17 protein-coding genes are annotated in these 16,985 nt (G+C 65.7%); 1 reads left to right on the top strand and 16 read right to left on the bottom strand.

Going from position 1 to position 16,985, the window contains the following annotated elements:
* Window positions 1-47: 47 nt before the first annotated feature.
* The 7 genes from ACV095_RS07705 to ACV095_RS07675 form a co-directional block, all read right to left on the bottom strand.
* Entirely contained in the window at window positions 48-875 is an 828-nt protein-coding gene (locus ACV095_RS07705) for a F0F1 ATP synthase subunit delta (RefSeq protein WP_478223223.1), read from the bottom strand.
* The gene (locus ACV095_RS07700) at window positions 875-1,426 is read right to left on the bottom strand and encodes a F0F1 ATP synthase subunit B (RefSeq protein WP_018768405.1); all 552 of its coding nucleotides are present in this window, start codon (window positions 1,424-1,426) and stop codon (window positions 875-877) included. The genes ACV095_RS07705 and ACV095_RS07700 overlap by 1 nt, the downstream gene beginning before the upstream one ends.
* Window positions 1,427-1,480: 54 nt before the next feature.
* Window positions 1,481-1,699 (bottom strand): ATP synthase F0 subunit C, encoded by a 219-nt coding sequence (atpE, locus tag ACV095_RS07695; RefSeq protein ID WP_003804776.1) that lies wholly within the window; start codon window positions 1,697-1,699, stop codon window positions 1,481-1,483.
* 109 nt (window positions 1,700-1,808) lie between these two features.
* A complete protein-coding gene (gene atpB / locus ACV095_RS07690) occupies window positions 1,809-2,609 on the bottom strand; it encodes a F0F1 ATP synthase subunit A (RefSeq protein ID WP_026265641.1) in 801 nt (266 codons plus the stop codon).
* Between the two features lie 81 nt (window positions 2,610-2,690).
* Window positions 2,691-3,029 (bottom strand): AtpZ/AtpI family protein, encoded by a 339-nt coding sequence (locus ACV095_RS07685; protein WP_018768407.1) that lies wholly within the window; start codon window positions 3,027-3,029, stop codon window positions 2,691-2,693.
* Window positions 3,022-3,504, bottom strand: a complete 483-nt coding sequence (locus ACV095_RS07680) for a hypothetical protein (RefSeq protein WP_478223222.1) — start codon at window positions 3,502-3,504, stop codon at window positions 3,022-3,024. Before ACV095_RS07680 ends, ACV095_RS07685 begins: the two co-directional genes overlap by 8 nt.
* A 111-nt stretch (window positions 3,505-3,615) precedes the next feature.
* Window positions 3,616-4,728, bottom strand: a complete 1,113-nt coding sequence (locus tag ACV095_RS07675) for an MraY family glycosyltransferase (RefSeq protein ID WP_018768409.1) — start codon at window positions 4,726-4,728, stop codon at window positions 3,616-3,618.
* Between the two features lie 275 nt (window positions 4,729-5,003).
* On the opposite strand from ACV095_RS07675, the gene ACV095_RS07670 reads away from it, so the two are divergent.
* Complete coding sequence (locus ACV095_RS07670; protein WP_478223221.1) at window positions 5,004-5,900, top strand: glycosyltransferase; 897 nt, start codon at window positions 5,004-5,006, stop codon at window positions 5,898-5,900.
* A 41-nt stretch (window positions 5,901-5,941) separates the two neighbouring features.
* Here ACV095_RS07670 and ACV095_RS07665 read toward each other — a convergent pair whose 3' ends face one another.
* From ACV095_RS07665 to lysA, 9 genes are all read right to left on the bottom strand, one after another.
* Window positions 5,942-6,700, bottom strand: coding sequence for a WecB/TagA/CpsF family glycosyltransferase (locus tag ACV095_RS07665; protein WP_056387995.1), 759 nt, complete (start codon window positions 6,698-6,700; stop codon window positions 5,942-5,944).
* Window positions 6,700-7,512 carry an L-threonylcarbamoyladenylate synthase gene (locus tag ACV095_RS07660; RefSeq protein ID WP_018768412.1) on the bottom strand — a complete coding sequence of 271 codons (813 nt, stop codon included), beginning with the start codon at window positions 7,510-7,512 and terminating at the stop codon, window positions 6,700-6,702. Before ACV095_RS07660 ends, ACV095_RS07665 begins: the two co-directional genes overlap by 1 nt.
* The gene (gene prmC, locus ACV095_RS07655) at window positions 7,509-8,396 is read right to left on the bottom strand and encodes a peptide chain release factor N(5)-glutamine methyltransferase (RefSeq protein ID WP_223992008.1); all 888 of its coding nucleotides are present in this window, start codon (window positions 8,394-8,396) and stop codon (window positions 7,509-7,511) included. The genes ACV095_RS07660 and prmC overlap by 4 nt, the downstream gene beginning before the upstream one ends.
* Window positions 8,397-8,433: 37 nt before the next feature.
* Entirely contained in the window at window positions 8,434-9,507 is a 1,074-nt protein-coding gene (gene prfA / locus ACV095_RS07650) for a peptide chain release factor 1 (RefSeq protein WP_018768414.1), read from the bottom strand.
* A 106-nt stretch (window positions 9,508-9,613) separates the two neighbouring features.
* Complete coding sequence (gene rho, locus ACV095_RS07645; protein ID WP_478223220.1) at window positions 9,614-11,815, bottom strand: transcription termination factor Rho; 2,202 nt, start codon at window positions 11,813-11,815, stop codon at window positions 9,614-9,616.
* 293 nt (window positions 11,816-12,108) lie between these two features.
* Entirely contained in the window at window positions 12,109-13,083 is a 975-nt protein-coding gene (gene thrB, locus ACV095_RS07640; protein ID WP_018768416.1) for a homoserine kinase, read from the bottom strand.
* Window positions 13,084-13,085: 2 nt separating this feature from the next.
* Entirely contained in the window at window positions 13,086-14,192 is a 1,107-nt protein-coding gene (thrC, locus tag ACV095_RS07635; RefSeq protein WP_018768417.1) for a threonine synthase, read from the bottom strand.
* On the bottom strand, window positions 14,193-15,509 hold the full coding sequence (locus ACV095_RS07630) for a homoserine dehydrogenase (protein WP_018768418.1): 1,317 nt from the start codon (window positions 15,507-15,509) through the stop codon (window positions 14,193-14,195).
* Entirely contained in the window at window positions 15,510-16,982 is a 1,473-nt protein-coding gene (lysA, locus tag ACV095_RS07625; RefSeq protein WP_018768419.1) for a diaminopimelate decarboxylase, read from the bottom strand. It lies immediately after the preceding gene.
* Between the last annotated feature and the right edge of the window lie 3 nt (window positions 16,983-16,985).

Here is a 16,985-nt window from a genome sequence, read left to right as displayed (position 1 = left end):
CGCAAGCGGTGACCGGGGTTTCTATCAGTTAGGTTGTGCTTGTCCGGCTAGCCGGCCAGCTGGCGCTGCAGCTCGCCCAGCTTGGTGAGGACCGAAGCGTCAAGCACTTCGTCACCAACCTGGACGCGGATGCCGCCAATGAGTGCCGGGTCAACATTGAGGTTGACCTTCAGTTCCCGCCCGTACATGGCATTCAGGCCAGCCTGCAGGCGGGCAAACTGCGTCTGCGTCAAAGAACGGGTCACGCTGACCGTTGCAATCCAGCGCTGCTGCCGCTTGGCCGCAAGCTCGGCGAACCGCTGCACCAGCCGGGTGGGCTTGATGCCGCGGGGCTGGGTTACAGCCTGGACAATGAGGACTTTCGCTTCCTCACTGGCGCCGGGCACAAGCTTCTCCGCAAGTACAACCTTGGCTGCACCGCTGGCCTGTGGTTCGGACAGAGCACGTTGTACCTCATGGCTGGAGGCAACAGCCTGGTTGAAGGAGAACAGGTCGTTCTCCAGCTCTTCCAGGCCAGTGATTCCGGAGGCAGAAACGGCCGACTTGTTTTCAGCAACGGAAATGACCACCGTTGCGGCAAGAGTCTCGAGTGCATCGCCGATATCACGGGCGTTTGCCCAGCGTGAGCTGGCCAGTCCGCCTGCAATGTCTGCAGCATCAGCGGAGACTTTCCCGCCAACCAGCTGCTTGACCAGCGCCGACTTTTCGTCACCGTTGCGGGACGGGTCAGTCAGGGCGCGGCGCAAGCCAGCCGAGCTGTCCACCATTCCCAGAATTCCGAAGAGTTCCTTTGCCAGCTGCAGCGACGCGGTGGGAAGCTTTGCTTCCAACTCTGCCAGCGCTGTTGCCAGCGATTCGCTCGATACGCCTGCCATTACTTAGCTGCACCTGCGTTCTGGGACTCCAGATCTGCCAGGAAGCGGTCCACAACCCGCGCTGCACGCTCATCATCGTTGAGCGATTCGCCCACGATGCGGCCTGCCAGGGTGGTGGCCAGGGTGCCTACCTCAGAGCGCAGGGACACAACGGCCGCCTGGCGCTCGGATTCGATCTGTGCGTGGGCCTGCGCGGTGATGCGGGCAGACTCTGCTGCCGCCTTCTCCTTGAGATCCGCGAGGATCTGGGCACCTTCGGCGCGGGCTTCCTCACGGATGCGGTTGGCTTCGGTGCGGGCGTCGGTCAGCTGCTGCTTGTACTCTTCGAGTGCAGCAGACGCCTCAGCCTGGGCCTTTTCAGCCTTGGCGATACCGCCTTCGATGGCCTCGGCACGCTCTGCGAAGGTCTTCTCGAACATCGGGACAACAAACTTGACCACGATGAAGAAGAGGATGGCAAAGCCCACGAAGACAACCAGCATTTCCCAGGCATTGGGAATAAGTGGGTTGACGTCGCCTTCAGCGGCGGCTGAGATGATCAGCTGATGCATATTTCACCCGTCCTTATCTACTCGGTTCTGAATGTTCGCTGAAGTTCTGAAGGTTTACTTGAGAACGAAAGCGAAGACCAGGCCCAGGATGGCGAGTGCTTCGGTCAGCGCCAGGCCAAGGAATGCGATCGGCTGCAGGACGCGCTGGGCTTCCGGCTGACGTGCAACGCCGTTGATGTAGGCAGCGAACACGAGACCCACACCGATACCACCGCCGATAGCCGAGAGGCCATAGCCGATGAGGTTGAGGGAGCCGTTGATGGAGCCTTCCATTTTTTTTCCTTTCAAGATGCCACTTTGTGTGGCAGGTTGTTTGGGTTGCTTCATCCCCGCGAGGGGAAGACTGTGGTGGGCCGGCGGAGCGTCGCTCCCGGCAGGGTGCCTAGTGGCTGTCGGCGTGAAGGGCGCCTTCGATGTAGATCGCGGTCAGCAGCGTGAAGACGTAGGCCTGCAGGACCATGATCAGGGCTTCGAGCATGTACATGGCGATGGCACCTGCCAGCACCAGGACGGACGTTCCCTTCAGCAGCACGTTCTCCTGCATGATGAGGTATTCGATGCCGGAACCGGCGATCATCACGATCAGGTGGCCGGCCAGCATTGTCGCGAACAGACGGAGGCTGTGCGTGACGGGCCGGACAACGAAGTTGGAGATGATTTCGATCGGGATGACGATCGGCAGGATGTACCACGGCACGCCCGAGGGGACGGTGGCCAGCTTGAAGTAGCGCAGGCCGTTCTTCTTCACGCCGATGGCGATCCAGGTGACATAGACCAGGCCAGCCAGCACGTACGCTCCACCCACGTGCGAGAACGTGGGGAGCTGGAACACCGGGATGGCGCCGTAGATGTTGTTGACCAGGATGAAGAAGAACAGGCTGAACAGCAGGGGGACGTACTTCATGAAGTCCCTGCCGCCGATGATGTCCTTGGCAATGCCGTTGCGGACAAAGCCGTAGGCGGCCTCTCCGGCGAACTGGAGCTTGCCGGGTACCAGCTGCTGCTTGCGTGCGGCGAGCACGAAGAAGACTGCGATAAAGACGACAGAGAGGAGGACCAGCAGCATCTGCTTGGAGAATCCTTCTGCGGCACCCCACGGCAGGATTGCCGGCAAATGCATTTCGTTAATACCAGGAGGAGTGAACTCTCCTGAATCTTGGGCCGGGAGCGCAAGCGCGATCAACGCGTTTCCTCTCTGCAGTGTCCATCATTGGGCGTTGGGCGGGGTCCGGCAGCCTGACAGCCTGCTGTTCCCCCTGTGAAATTATTTGGCACTATCTTTTCCGTCCTGGGACGGTGCGCTGGGAGCATGGCGCTCATCAGCAATTTTTCGGGAACTGGTGAGGCCGTGCATGTGGGAAAGGTAGAAACCTCCGACGGCTCCGAGCAGAGCGCCTGCGAGCACAATCCAGCGCGTTCCCCACAGATAATCCAGTCCCCACCCTATCAAACTCCAGACGATGATTCCGCCAATGATGTAGCTGAATACAGCCATTCCAGCGTTGTAGCCGCCATCGGTGGAGGCGTCGGAATCGGTTGCTGCGGAGCCGTTCGATCCGCGTTTGCCATGTGCGGCAGCCGCGGGCTTCTTCTGGTCACGCATGGGTTGCTCCCTTGTCATCTGGATCGTTGTAGATCTGGAGGCGGGCCCTGCTGAATCCGTGGATCTCAGCGGCCTGCCACAGGACGACCGCCACCACGGCGCCGATGATGAACCAGCGGCCGTGGAGCCATTCAGGGGCGCCGATGACGAACAGGACGACCGCGAATCCAACTACCTTGATGAAATAGGTGGCTACGAACATCCCTATCGCGCCGGACGGGTTCCCGCGTCCCACCAAGTGGCCGATCAGCAGGCTGATGCCGAAGAACAGCATGACCAGCAGGCCACCGAGCACGCTGGAGACCGCGCCGCTTCCTCCGTTGAGGAGTCCGGCGGGAATGGCACACAGGGCGAGCCCTGCACCGGCGGCGATCGAGCTGCGCTTAAGCAGGTTCAGCCACAGCGAGCGGGTGGGACCGGAGGCACCAACGTGTCCGTTGCCGGAGGCAGGTCCGGACTCGGCGTTGGAGGTCATTCGATCCCAATCGTCGGCACCACATGGCAAATGGCCAGGAGGCAGGGGGTGGAGTGGCAGCTTGGGCTGCCCCTAAATTCTACATGAGATAGAAATAATTCAGAACCGGCGTTACGCCGCAGTTTCCCCGTTGCCGCGGGAAAGGTATGGCCATGCGGTCACCAGTCCCATCACCAGGGTGGCGAAGATGTCGACGGCGAGAACGACCTGCCAGGGGAAGACGGCAAAGGCCAGGCCGCCGAAGGACAGCACGGCGGTCCAGAGATACATCAGGATCACGGCGGTGCGGTGGGAGTAGCCGATGTCCAGCAGTTTGTGGTGCAGATGCCCGCGGTCGGCGGACCAGGGCGAACGCCCGCGGGCCGTGCGGCGGACCACTGCGAGGCCCAGGTCCAGCAGCGGAAGGAAGAGCACGGCGAAGGGAAGCAGGATGGGAATCACGGTGGAAATACCGTTGGCACGGTCATACAGGCCTGAGGAGATCTGTCCTGTGGACACGACGCCGGCCGAGGCCATGAGCAGCCCGATCAGCATGGCGCCGGAATCGCCCATGAAGATCTTCGACGGAAAGAAATTGTGTGGCAGGAACCCCAGGCACCCGCCCACCAGGACGGCCGTAATGAGGGTTGCCAGGTCCGAGTAGTCCAGCAGCACAGCGTTCCGGTGCACCCAGTAGGCGGTGAAGAAGAACGCCGTTCCGCCGATGATGGCCACGCCTGCAGCAAGGCCGTCCAGTCCGTCAATGAAGTTGAAGGCATTCATGGTGGTGACGATGAGTCCCGCCGTCAGCACCACGCGGAGTGTCCCGTCCTGGAGGTAGATGGGGTCGGGCACCCACGGGACGATGGTCATTTGGACACCCCAGATGGCCACGGTGAGTCCGGCGGCGCTTTGACCGATCAGCTTCACCCACCAGCGGATGTCCAGCAGGTCGTCCGCCACGCCCACCAGGACGATCACCGCTGCACCGGCGAGGACCCCCCAGGGGGAGAAATTGTTCCGGTAGATGTCCTTGACGAAAAAGGACTGGCTGGCGAGGACCAGTGCCACCATGACACCGAGGAAGATCGCCACGCCGCCAAGCCTGGAAACGGGGGTGGAATGCATGTCACGGCTGCGGATGGGCAGGTGCAGTTCAAGCCGGTGCCCCACGATGCGGGCGCCCCACGTGGCAGCGTAGGACACAATGGCAGCCACCAGCCCCATGAGCATGTACATGATCATGGGACTGGAGCCGTTTCAGGATTGGTGGTGTCGAAGCCGCTCGGCTGCCCTGGCAGCCGGTCCGTGGTCGGTGGGCTCACTGGCCGGGAATCTGTTCTTCGATAAATGAAACTTCTCCGTCGCCGAGCGCGCAGCAGGCAGTGTTCGGTGCCGTACAGGGCTGTATTACAGTGGACTCTAGTCAAAGATACTAGTGCCACCGGCACCATGGCTCCGCGCCACACGGGCGCATATCAGGCGGGGAACTCCCTGGCGGCCATGCTGAAAGGACCTCCATGACCCCCCGCATTGCGGTTGCCGCCGTGACGTTCGACCGGCCCAAGGAACTGTCTGTGCTGCTGGATTCGATCAACGCGCAGAGCCTGCGCGTGGACACCATTTGCCTGGTGGACAGTGGCACCACGCCTGCACGGGAGGTGGCCGAAAAGCACCGCAATGTGGACTACGTCCGGTCCGAAGCCAACCTCGGGGGCGCGGGCGGGTTTGCGCTGGCCGCACTCAAGGCAGTCGCCAGCGGTGCCCGCTGGATTTGGATGATGGACGACGACGCCGAGCCGGCTGATCCCGAATGCCTCGCCACGCTGCTGCGCGAGGCCGAGGCGCGCGACCTGGAGGCTGTGGTTCCCCTTGTCACGGCGCCGGGCCATCCCGACCGGCTGTCCTTTTTCTTCCGCCTGGACGGCAAGGTGACGCACGACCGGGCAGAGGTGGAGAAGCTCGGTTTCCTTCCGGACGACGGCCACTTCTTCAACGGCGCGCTGATCCGCTCGGACGTGTTCTTCAAAGTGGGCTTGCCGGATATGCGGCTGTTCATCCGCGGCGACGAGGTCGATTTCACCATCCGGCTCCGCAAGGCCGGCATACGTTTTGGGACGGTCACCACCACGGCCATCACGCATCCGCACGCCTTCACGGAAACGCAGCATGTCTACGGCGCCCGCTGGCATGTCATCGTCCCCGACTCCGCCTTCAAGCGCTATTACTACTACCGGAACCGCGGTTACCTCATCCGCCGGTACTTCCGGGTGCGCTCTTTTGTGGCCGACGCCGGCGGGTACCTGGGCTACTTCCTGCAGCGCCGCGACCTGCCGGGCTTTGTGGCCTGGGCGCGCGCCTTTGGCACGGGTCTGCGGGGCAAGGGCTTTGCGCCCCTGGAAGACCAGAAGTTCTAGCCAGCGCCCCCGTTCCCGGTTTCAGACCAGCCGCGGCCGGTTCAGGCCCTGGTCCGCAGCCGGCGCGCGGCCAGGAGCCACAGCAGCACCCACGGCTCGCCCAGGACCCGGTACGCCACGCGGCGGGGATGCAGGAGCAGGCGCCAGGCCCACTCCAGCCCCATCCTGCCAAGCCACCGCGGCGCCAGCTTCTGGACCCCGGCCAACTGCTCGATGGCGCCGCCCACGGCACAGTAGACGGCCGGGGGCATGTCGCGCAGCCGCCGCTGCAGCACGTCCTCCTGCAGCGGCATTCCCAGGCCAAGCAGGACCATCTGGGGCTGTTCACGGTGCAGCCATGCGACGGCGGCTTCCTCCAGGGCAGGACCCCAGCCTTCGCCGGGCAGGCCGGACACGCGGGCGCCCGGAACGATCGCCTTCAGCCGGCTGACAGCTCCGGCGTTCGCGTCCGGACCGGCGCCGATCACGGCGATCCGTTCCAGCCCCCGGACCTGGTCCAGGGCCGGCAGCCAGTCGGTGGAGCCCAGCCGGTAGTCCATGACCGGGCCGTCGGCGTTGCCGGTCCTCCCCCAGAGCCACAGCACCGGCGCCCCGTCCAGGAGCACCACATCGCTTTCCTCGTAGAGGCGGCGGAACCCGGCGTCGGACAAGGCCAGCGTGACGCTGTGCAGGTTGTGGCCCAGGACGGTGCGCGTGGAACCTTCCGCTACGTAGCTGCTCAGTTCCGCAACGAGCTCAGGCACCCGCAGCGGAGTGGCATGGACGTCCAGGACGGGAATGCGTTGGCGCTCCAGCGTCATCAAGGCTGCGGGTCTCCGGCCGGCGTGGCGGGTTCCGCTGCCGTACCCGTGACCGCGGAGGAGCCGGACGCAGCAGGCGCGGACCCGGCGTCGTTCCCGTCCTCCCCTGCCGCAGGCTGCGCCGGTGCCGCTTCCTTCTCCGCCATGGGGATTTCACCCAGGCCCAGGACGCCCGGGACGTGCTCGCGCAACCGGTCCAGGCTCACTGCCCCGTTGCGCACCACGCGCAGGATGGGGCCGGTGGCATCCACGATGGTTGACGGCACGCCGGCTTCGCCTTCCAGTGGGCGCGGGCCGCCCTCCAGGTAAACCTCCACCGAGTCCGCCAGCTGTTCCCGCGCCGCTGCGGCAGTCTGCGCAGGGGCCTGGCCGGTGCGGTTGGCAGAGGAAACGGCCAGCGGGCCCGTCAGGGTCAGCAGTTCCAGGGCGACCTCGTCGGCGGGCATCCGGAGCGCCACCGTTCCCTTGGTTTCGCCCAGGTCCCAGTCAAGGGACGGCTGGGCGTGCAGGATCAGGGTCAGGCCGCCGGGCCAGAAGGCTTCTGCCAGCTTGCGGGCTTCGGCCGAAACCTCGGTGGCCAGGCCGTCCAGGGCGTTGATGCGGGGAATCAGGACAGGCGGGGGCATGGTGCGGCTGCGCCCCTTGGACACCAGCAGCATGGTGACGGCCTGCGGCGAGAACGCGTCTGCGCCGATGCCGTAGACGGTGTCCGTGGGCAGCACGACGCACTTCTTTTCGCTGATGGCACGCTGGGCATGTTCCAGGCCGCGTGCCCGTTCGTCGTCAATGGTGCAGTCATAAGTAGTGGTCACTGGCCCATTCTTTCATTCCGTATGGCCTGGTCCGCGAGCACGGCACTTGTGGCGCGCTCCTTGCCGTTGAGGTCCAGGTGCGTCGTGATGGCTGTCCAGGATCCGGTCCTGGCAAGCATGGCGGCTATCCAGCCGGACTGGACTTCCGCGTGTTCCATGACGAAGTAGCCGCCGGGACGCAGCAGCCGGGCAGCGGAGGCGGCCGCCGCCGTCGGAAGTTCCATGCCGTCGGCTCCCCCGCCGTACAACGCCTCGGGCGGGTCGTGCAGGGCCACTTCCGGTTCGTTGGGGATGGCCTCGGCGGGGATGTAGGGCGGGTTGGAAACCACGACGTCGACTGTCCCGTTGAGTTCCGGAAAGGCGTCGCGCAGGTCCCCCAGGACCAGGTTGACGCCCAACGGTGCCAGGTTCTTGGCCGCCCAGGCGTGCGCAAACGGGCTGAATTCGACGGCGTGGACCTCGGCGCCCGGTACCTCGTGCGCAATGGATCCGGCAATGGCGCCGGAACCGGTCCCCAGGTCCACGATCCGGGGCCGTTGCATGTCCTTGACGTGGTCGATGGCCAGCTGGACCACGGATTCGGTCTCCGGCCTCGGGATGAACACCCCGGGCCCCACGGCCAGTTCAAGGTAGCGGAAGTGGGCGACGCCGGTGATGTGCTGCAGCGGAGTCCTGCCGGCGCGTTCGGCCACGAGGGCTTCGTAGCCTTCCGGTGCCGGCGCATCGCCGAGCATCATGGCGCGAAGCCGGCCGAGCCCTACGTTCAGCAGGTGGTCCGCAAGCAGCTCCGCGTCCACGCGCGGACTGGGAACGCCGGCGTCCCGCAGGATGGCGGTGGCCTCGCTGACGGCATCAGCGAGCGACTGGCCTGGCCCGAATGTCATGTCCTGTATTTCGTGTCCTGATGGTGCGCCGGGCGGACTAGTCGCCGATGGCGTCCAGCCGCGCCTGCTCGTCCATCTCGATGGCGGACTGGATGACCGGCTCCAGGTCCCCGTTCATGACCTGGTCAAGGTTGTAGGCCTTATAGCCGGTGCGGTGGTCCGCGATCCGGTTTTCCGGGTAGTTGTAGGTGCGGATGCGCTCCGAACGGTCCATGGTGCGGATCTGCGACTTCCGCTGGGCCGAGTTCTCGGCGTCGATCTGCTCCTGCTGGTGCGCCAGGATGCGTGCCCGCAGGACGCGCATGCCGGCCTCGCGGTTCTGCAGTTGTGATTTCTCGTTCTGCATGGCCACCACAATGCCGGTGGGAAGGTGCGTGATGCGGACGGCGGAGTCGGTGGTGTTGACGGACTGCCCGCCGGGGCCCGAGGAACGGTAGACGTCGATCTTGAGGTCGTTGGGGCTGATCTCGAGTTCTTCGGGCTCGTCAACCTCGGGCAGGACCAGCACGCCGGCAGCGGAGGTGTGGATGCGGCCCTGGGATTCGGTGACGGGCACGCGCTGGACGCGGTGCACGCCACCTTCGAACTTCAGCCGTGCGTACACGCCCTCGGCGGGGTCGTTGGAGTTGCCCTTGACCGCCACCTGGACATCCTTGTACCCGCCGAGGTCCGATTCGGTGGCGGAGATGATTTCGGTCTTCCAGCCGCGCGACTCGGCGTACCGGGTGTACATGCGCAGCAGGTCGCCGGCGAACAGCGCGGCCTCGTCGCCGCCTTCACCGCCCTTGACCTCAAGGATCACGTTGCGGGCATCGTCAGGATCCCGGGGAATCAGCAGGCGGCGCAGCTTGGCCGCGGCAGTCTCCATCGCGGCTTCGAGTTCAGGCACCTCGGCGGCGAACTCGGGGTCCTCGGACGCCATCTCCTTGGCGGCGGCAAGGTCATCACGGATGCCTTCCCACTTGTGGTAGGCCTCGACAATGCCATTGAGCTGAGCCGACCGCCGCCCCAGTTTCCGGGCAAGCCGCTGGTCAGCATAGACAGCAGGATCCCCCAGCTGCGCCTGGATGGCATCATGCTCATCAAGCAGGCCCTGTACGGACTCAAACATTTAAAACCTCTTTCGACTTGTACAAGTCTAGTTTCGCCGGGTGGCTGGTAGGACACGCCAAAGGGCGGGGCCCGCAGATTATGCGACGGCCCCGCCCCTGACTCAGCTACTTGTCGTTATCCGACTTCGCACCAAGCGTCGTCTTCTGGACCTGCATGAGGAACTCGACGTTGCTCTGGGTTTCCCGGATCTTGTTGGTGAGCAGTTCAAGGCTCTGCTGGGTCTCGAGTCCGGAGAGGACGCGGCGCAGCTTCCACATGATCTTGACTTCCTCGGGGGAAAGCAGGTTTTCCTCGCGGCGGGTGCCGGACGCGTTGACGTCCACGGCGGGGAAGATGCGCTTGTCGGCCAGCTGGCGGGACAGGCGGAGCTCCATGTTGCCGGTGCCCTTGAACTCTTCGAAGATGACCTCGTCCATCTTGGATCCGGTCTCCACGAGGGCGGTGGCCAGGATGGTCAGCGAGCCGCCGTTTTCGATGTTGCGGGCGGCACCGAAGAAGCGCTTGGGCGGGTAGAGGGCTGCGGAGTCCACACCACCGGACAGGATGCGGCCGGAGGCCGGTGCTGCCAGGTTGTAGGCGCGGCCCAGGCGGGTCATGGAGTCCAGGAGGACCACCACGTCCATGCCCATCTCCACGAGGCGCTTGGCGCGTTCGATGGAGAGTTCGGCCACGGTGGTGTGGTCGTCGGCGGGACGGTCGAAGGTGGAGGCGATGACCTCACCCTTGACGGTGCGCTGCATGTCCGTGACTTCTTCGGGACGTTCGTCCACCAGCACCATCATGAGGTGGACCTCAGGGTTGTTGGTGGTGATGGCGTTGGCGATGGACTGCAGGATGAGCGTCTTGCCGGCCTTGGGCGGCGAAACAATCAGGCCGCGCTGGCCCTTGCCGATCGGGGCCACCAGGTCAATGACGCGGGGGCCGATCTTCTTGGGGTCCGTCTCGAGGCGCAGGCGCTCGGAGGGGTACAGCGGGACGAGCTTGGCGAATTCGACGCGGTCCTTGAGTTCCTCAGGCGTCTTGCCATTGACGGAAGTGACGCGGACAAGGGCGTTGAACTTCTGGCGGGCGGACTGCTGGCTGCGGTCCTCGCCGTCACGCGGTGCACGGATGGCGCCGACCACGGCGTCGCCCTTGCGCAGGTTGTACTTCTTGACCTGGGCGAGGGAGACGTAGACGTCGTTCGGGCCCGGCAGGTAGCCGGAGGTGCGGATGAACGCGTAGTTCTCCAGGACGTCCAGGATGCCGGCGACGGGCAGCAGCACGTCGTCTTCGGTGATTTCGACGTCGTCCACGTCCGGGCCCTGGTTGCGGCCACGGCGGCGGTCGTTGCGGTCGCGGAAGCGGTCGTTGCGGGAGTTGTCCCGGTCCTGGCCACCGGAGCGGTCGTTGCGGTCGTTCCGGTCGCGGCGGTTACGGCGGTTGCGGCGGCTTCCGCCGTCGCTGTCATCGTTGTCGCGGTTGTCCCGGGCACCTTCACGCTGGGCACCTTCACGCTGGCCGGCGTCGCGGCTGCCGCTGTTGTCACGGCCGCCGTCCGAGTCGCGGGAGGTGTTGTCGCGGCCGCGGGTGCGGCCGCCTTCACGGCGTTCGGTGCGCTGGCCGGCGTCGCCTGCTTCGGTTGCGGGGGCTTCGGTGCGCTGCTCGGTTGAACGCTGCTCCGTTGAACGCTGCTCGGTTGAACGCTGTTCCGTGGTTGAACGCTGTTCCGTGGCGGGCTGTTCTGCCGGGGTTTCGGCCGGGGCTTCCTGGACGGCGGCAGCGGCTTCGCTGCGGCGGCGGTTGCGGGTGCGCGGCTGGCGGCGCTCAGGGGCGCCTTCAGTGGCCTCCGCAGTTTCGGCAGGGGCGGCCGACGGCGCCTCGACGGTGGCACCGGCAGGTGCGGCGGGGGTTTCCACAAGGGGAACTTCGGTTGCCGGGGAAACCACGCCGTCACTGACGGCGCGGCGGCTGCGGCCGCGTCCACGGGCACGGGTGCCTTCCGCGGCGGGAGCTTCGGCGGCCGGGGCCTCCGGAGCGGAAGCCGGTGCAGCTGCGGCCGGGGCCACGGCGGATTCCGTAGCCTTTGCCGCAGCCTTTGCGGGGGCCTTGGCAGTGAGTGTTCCGGCACGGTGGGCGGAAATGGCCGAGACCAGGTCCCCCTTGCGCATGCGGGATCCACCCGAGATACCGAGCTGGCTGGCGAGAGCCTGCAGCTGGGCGAGCTTCAGGCCGGCAAGGCCGCTGCTCTTGGCGGTTGCGGCCGGTGATTCGGCAGCAGAAGTTGAGTGTTCCACAGCTGGCGACAGCTCAGTGGTTTCGGTCACGAAGGATCCTTCCCCCTCGACGGCGTCCAGACTGGGAGCTGGGCGCGATGATTTGATCTGGGCTGCAGTTCAGATCTGCAGCCGGGATTTCGGCCTTGCCGGTTGGATTTCGGCCAGCAGGGCCGGATACTGATTCACCTTGCACTGCGCCCATGGCGCAACGCCGGACTGACGGTTCAGGGGCAGTTGAATGCTGCAGATTCCTGCGACAGACCAAGCAGGCGGCACCGGAATACATTCACAGTCGTAGATCAAATAGCAACTGAATGCAGGAGCAGATCAGATAGGCGGAATTACCGCCGGTGCAGTTCAACCTTAGCACCTTCAACGTCCACTGCGAGCTTCAGGACGCGCCAGCCGATGTCCGGCGTGTTCTCCGCCGTGTAGGCCTTGATGAAGGCGAGGGCCTTGCCTGCCTGGTCTTCACCGTTTGCCAGCACCAGGACGGTGGGCCCGGCACCGGAAACCACGGCCGCGTAGCCCGCTTTGCGGAGTGCGCCGATCAACGCGGCACTGGGCCGCATGGCGTCCGCGCGGTAGCTCTGGTGCAGGTAGTCCTCGGTGCCCGGCAGCAGGAATTCGGGGTTCTGCGTCAGCGCGTGGATCAGCAGCGCCGCCCGGCCGGAGTTCATGGCGGCAGCGTGGTGTCCCACAGATGCCGGCAACAGGGCGCGGGCTGCCTCGGTGGAGAGTTCGTAGTCAGGTACCGCCACGATGGGGATGACGGATGTGGCCACCGTGGCACTGGTGCTGCTGTACTGCTCACTGTCCTGCCATGACAGCGCCAGGCCGCCGAAGATGGCGGGTGCCACGTTGTCCGGATGGCCCTCCAGTTCACTGGTGAGCTGGAGGATCCAATCCTTTCCGCGCTGGTCCCCGGCCGGCACCATGGCATTTGCAGCCGAGACTGCGGCCACCACTGCTGACGCGGATGAGCCCAGCCCCCGGCCGTGCGGGTTGACGTTGTCCGCAACCACCCGCAGTCCGCCGTGCCGGTAGCCCAGCCGCTCGAAGGCCGCGTCCATGGCGCGGACCACCAGGTGGCTGGCATCCCGCGGCAAAGTGTCCGCGCCCTCGCCGCGGAGCTCAAACACGAGTTCATCCGTGTCGAGGCTTTCCACGGTGAGGGTGTCATGCAGGGCCAGAGCGAGCCCCAGGCTGTCGTAGCCCGGACCGAGGTTGGCGCTGGTGGCGGGCACCCGGACGCTGACGCGCTGCCCGGGCTCGATCAGGTGCAGTCCGACAGTGGCCTGCGAGGTGGTGTCCAAGGCTATTTTTCTTCCAGTCCCAGCTCAGCGGCGACAGTAACCACGTCATTCGGTACCTTGACGGGCTGGACTTCGCTGCCGTCTTCCGTGCGCAGGGCCCACTGGGGGTCCTTCAGGCCGTGCCCGGTGACGGTGATGACGATGGTCTTGCCGCTGGGAACCTCGCCGGCGGCGTGCTTCTTGAGCAGGCCCGCCACGCCGGCAGCGGAGCCGGGCTCCACGAACACGCCTTCCCTGGCCGACAGCCAGCGGTGGGCGTTCAGGATTTCCTCGTCGGTGACGGCATCGATGAGTCCACCGGATTCGTCACGTGCCCCTACGGCCCCGTCCCAGGAAGCGGGGTTTCCGATGCGGATGGCCGTGGCGATGGTGTCCGGCTCGGTGATCGGGTGGCCCGCCACGAACGGTGCTGCCCCGGCTGCCTGGAAGCCCCACATGGCGGGCGTCCTGGTGGCGACGGCGGGCAGGGTGCCGGCCGTGTCGGATTCGAAGGGGGCTGAATACTCCTTGTAGCCCTTCCAGTATGCCGTGATGTTGCCGGCATTGCCCACGGGCAGGACGTGGATGTCCGGTGCGTCGCCCAGGGCATCGACCACTTCGAAGGCGCCGGTCTTCTGGCCCTGGATGCGGGCAGGGTTGACGGAGTTGACCAGGAAGACGGGGTACGACTCCCCCAGCTTGCGGGCGATGTCCAGGCAGTTGTCGAAGTTGCCATCCACCTGCAGGAGGGTGGCGCCATGGGCGATCGCCTGGCTCAGCTTGCCCATGGAGATCTTGCCCTCGGGCACCAGGACGGCGCACTTCAGGCCGGCGGCGGTTGCGTAGGCAGCGGCTGAAGCGGACGTGTTGCCGGTGGACGCACACACAACGGCCTTCGCACCGGAGGCTACCGCCGCGGTCATGGCCATGGTCATGCCCCGGTCCTTGAAGGACCCGGTGGGGTTCATCCCCTCCACTTTCAGGTAGACCTCGGAACCGGTGAGTTCTGAGAGCTTCTGCGCGTGGACCAGCGGGGTGCCGCCCTCCCCCAGGGTGATCACCCGGGTGGACTCCGTCACGGGCAGACGGTCAGCGTATTCGCGGATGACGCCGCGCCATTGGTGAGCCACTTAGACTCCTTCTACCCGCAGAACGGATGTAACTGAATTGATGACGTCCAGGCCCTTTACGGCCTGGACGGTGGCTGCAAGGGCAGCCTCTGATGCGCGGTGGGTGACAATCCGCAGTTCGGCCGACTCCACGTTGGATTCCGCATCCCGGTGGATGGTCTGCCGCATGATTTCGATGGAGACGCCGTGCTCGGCGAACAGCTGGGCGATCCGGGCAAGCACACCGGGCTGGTCTGCAACATCCAGGCCGATGTAGTAGCTGGTGGTGGCCGCTTCGATGGGCAGCGCCGGGACGTGGCCGGTGGTGGTTTCCGTGCGCTGGGGTCCGCCCAGGACCAGCCGGCGGGCGGCCGACACGAGATCGCCCATAACGGCAGACGCCGTGGGGGTTCCCCCGGCGCCCTGGCCGTAGAACATCAGCTCGCCGGCGTTTTCCGCTTCGATGAACACGGCGTTGAAGGCACCGCGGACCGCGGCCAGCGGATGTTCGCGCGGCAGGAGGGTGGGGTGGACACGGACGGACACGCCTTCCTCACCATTGGCGTCGGTCAGCTTCTCCGCGATGGCCAGCAGCTTGATCACGAAGCCGGCGTCCTTCGCCGCGGCGATGTCGGCAGCGCTGACGTTGGTGATTCCCTCGCAGTGGACGTTCTCCAGGGCGAAGCGGGTGTGGAAGGAGAGCGAGGCCAGGATGGCGGCCTTGGCGGCGGCGTCGTGGCCTTCGACGTCGGCCGTGGGGTCGGCTTCCGCGTAGCCAAGGCGCTGGGCCTCGGCGAGGGCGTCCGCGAACTGGGCACCGGTGGAATCCATCTGGTCAAGGATGAAGTTGGTGGTGCCGTTGACGATGCCCAGCACCCGGGTGATCCGGTCGCCCGAGAGGCTGTCGCGGATGGGGCGGAGGATGGGAATGGCACCGGCCACGGCAGCTTCGTAGGAGAGCTGGACGTGGGCCTTGTCAGCCTCTTCGTAGAGGGTGGGGCCGTCCTGGGCCAGGAGCGCCTTGTTGCCCGTCACGACGCACGCGCCGTTGCGCAGGGCGGAGAGGATCAGGGTGCGGGCCGGTTCGATGCCGCCCATCAGTTCGATGACCAGGTCGGCGTCCTTGACCAGGGTGTCGGCGTCGGTGGTGAAGAGCTCCTGCGGCAGGTCAACGTCGCGCGGGGCGTTGACGTTGCGCACGGCGATGCCGCTGAGCTGCAGGCGGGCACCTGTCCGGGCGGCAAGGGCATCGGCGTCCTCAAGGAGGATCCGCGCAACCTGGGCCCCAACGTTGCCACAGCCCAGCAGGGCTACTTTCAGCGTTCGCATTTCCGTCATTCAGGCTCCCATGTCGCGGTTCAGCAGGTCTTCTTCGGTTTCCCCGCGGACAATCAGCCGGGAAGATCCGTCGCGCACCGCGACAACGCCCGGCCGGGCCAGATAGTTGTAGTTGCTCGAGAGGGCCCAGCAGTAGGCGCCGGTTCCCGGTACAGCAAGCAGATCACCGGCTGCCACGTCCTCGGGCAGATATACATCTCTAACAACTATGTCGCCGCTCTCGCAATGTTTGCCCACCACGCGGGACAGCTGCGGCGCCGCGCCGGACGTCCGCGAGGCCAGAACGGCCGAATAATCCGCGTCGTACAGCACTGGCCGGGCGTTATCGCTCATGCCACCGTCAACCGAAACATACCGGCGGGGATACGTAACGTTGTTGCCCGCGTCACCGTCCGCGGAAGCCGCAGGGGCATCCACGCGGACCGTCTTCACGGTGCCCACCTCGTAAAGGGTGAACGTGGTGCTGCCCACGATGGCGCGCCCGGGCTCGATGGAGATGCGGGGCGCGTCAATGCCCAGCTCGGCGCAGGTGGAACGCACGACGGCGGCCATCGCCGTGGCGATTTCAGCGGCGGGGCGCGGGGTGTCCACCGGGGTGTAGGCAATCCCGTATCCGCCCCCGAGGTCCAGTTCCGGCAGGGTGATGGAGTATTTTTCCTGCATGGCGGCCAGGAAGCGAAGGAGCTTCTCGGCGGCCAGCGCGAAACCGTCCGGTTCGAAGATCTGCGACCCAATGTGGCAGTGCAGGCCCAGCAGTTCGATGCCGGGATGGGCTGTGGCCGCCGCCACTGCTTCCTCGGCGGCCGAGATCCCGGCCTCGTCAGTGGTGTCGGCTGCCATGGAGAGGCCGAACTTCTGGTCCTCGTGGGCAGTGGCGATGAACTCGTGGGTGTGGGCGTGCACGCCGGGAGTCAGCCGAAGCATGACCTTGGCCTGTTCACCGCGGGCCTCGGCGATGGTGCCCACCCTGTGGAGTTCGGCCAGGCTGTCCACCACGATCCGGCCCAGTCCCATGTCCAGGGCCCGGTGGATTTCGCCGTCGGACTTGTTGTTGCCGTGCAGCGCGACGTCCGCGCCGGGAATTCCGGCCCGGTGGGCCACGGCGAGTTCGCCGCCCGAGGCGGTGTCCAGGCGCAGCCCTTCCTCTTCCACCCAGCGGACCACCGCGGTGCAGAGGAACGACTTTCCGGCGTAGTAGACGTCCACTCCCCCGCAAATATCGGCAAAGGCATCGTTAAAGGCGTCGCTGAATGCCCTGGCCCGGGCACGGAAGTCGTTCTCGCTCATCACGAAAAGCGGGGTGCCGTACTGCCGCTGAAGCTCGCTGACGGGGATGCCGTCAATGCTGAGTTCGCCGTCCCCGTTGCGTGCCACGTCGCGGGCCCACATCGGTTCGTGGAGGGCATTGAGGTCGTCCGGAACCGTGAGCCACTCCGGGGCAAGCGGAGAAGCCTGGGCTGCTGTGTGCGTCACCGG

The organism is Arthrobacter sp. JDC6 (genome assembly GCF_056484025.1).
This window is presented reverse-complemented; position numbering and strand designations above follow the sequence as displayed.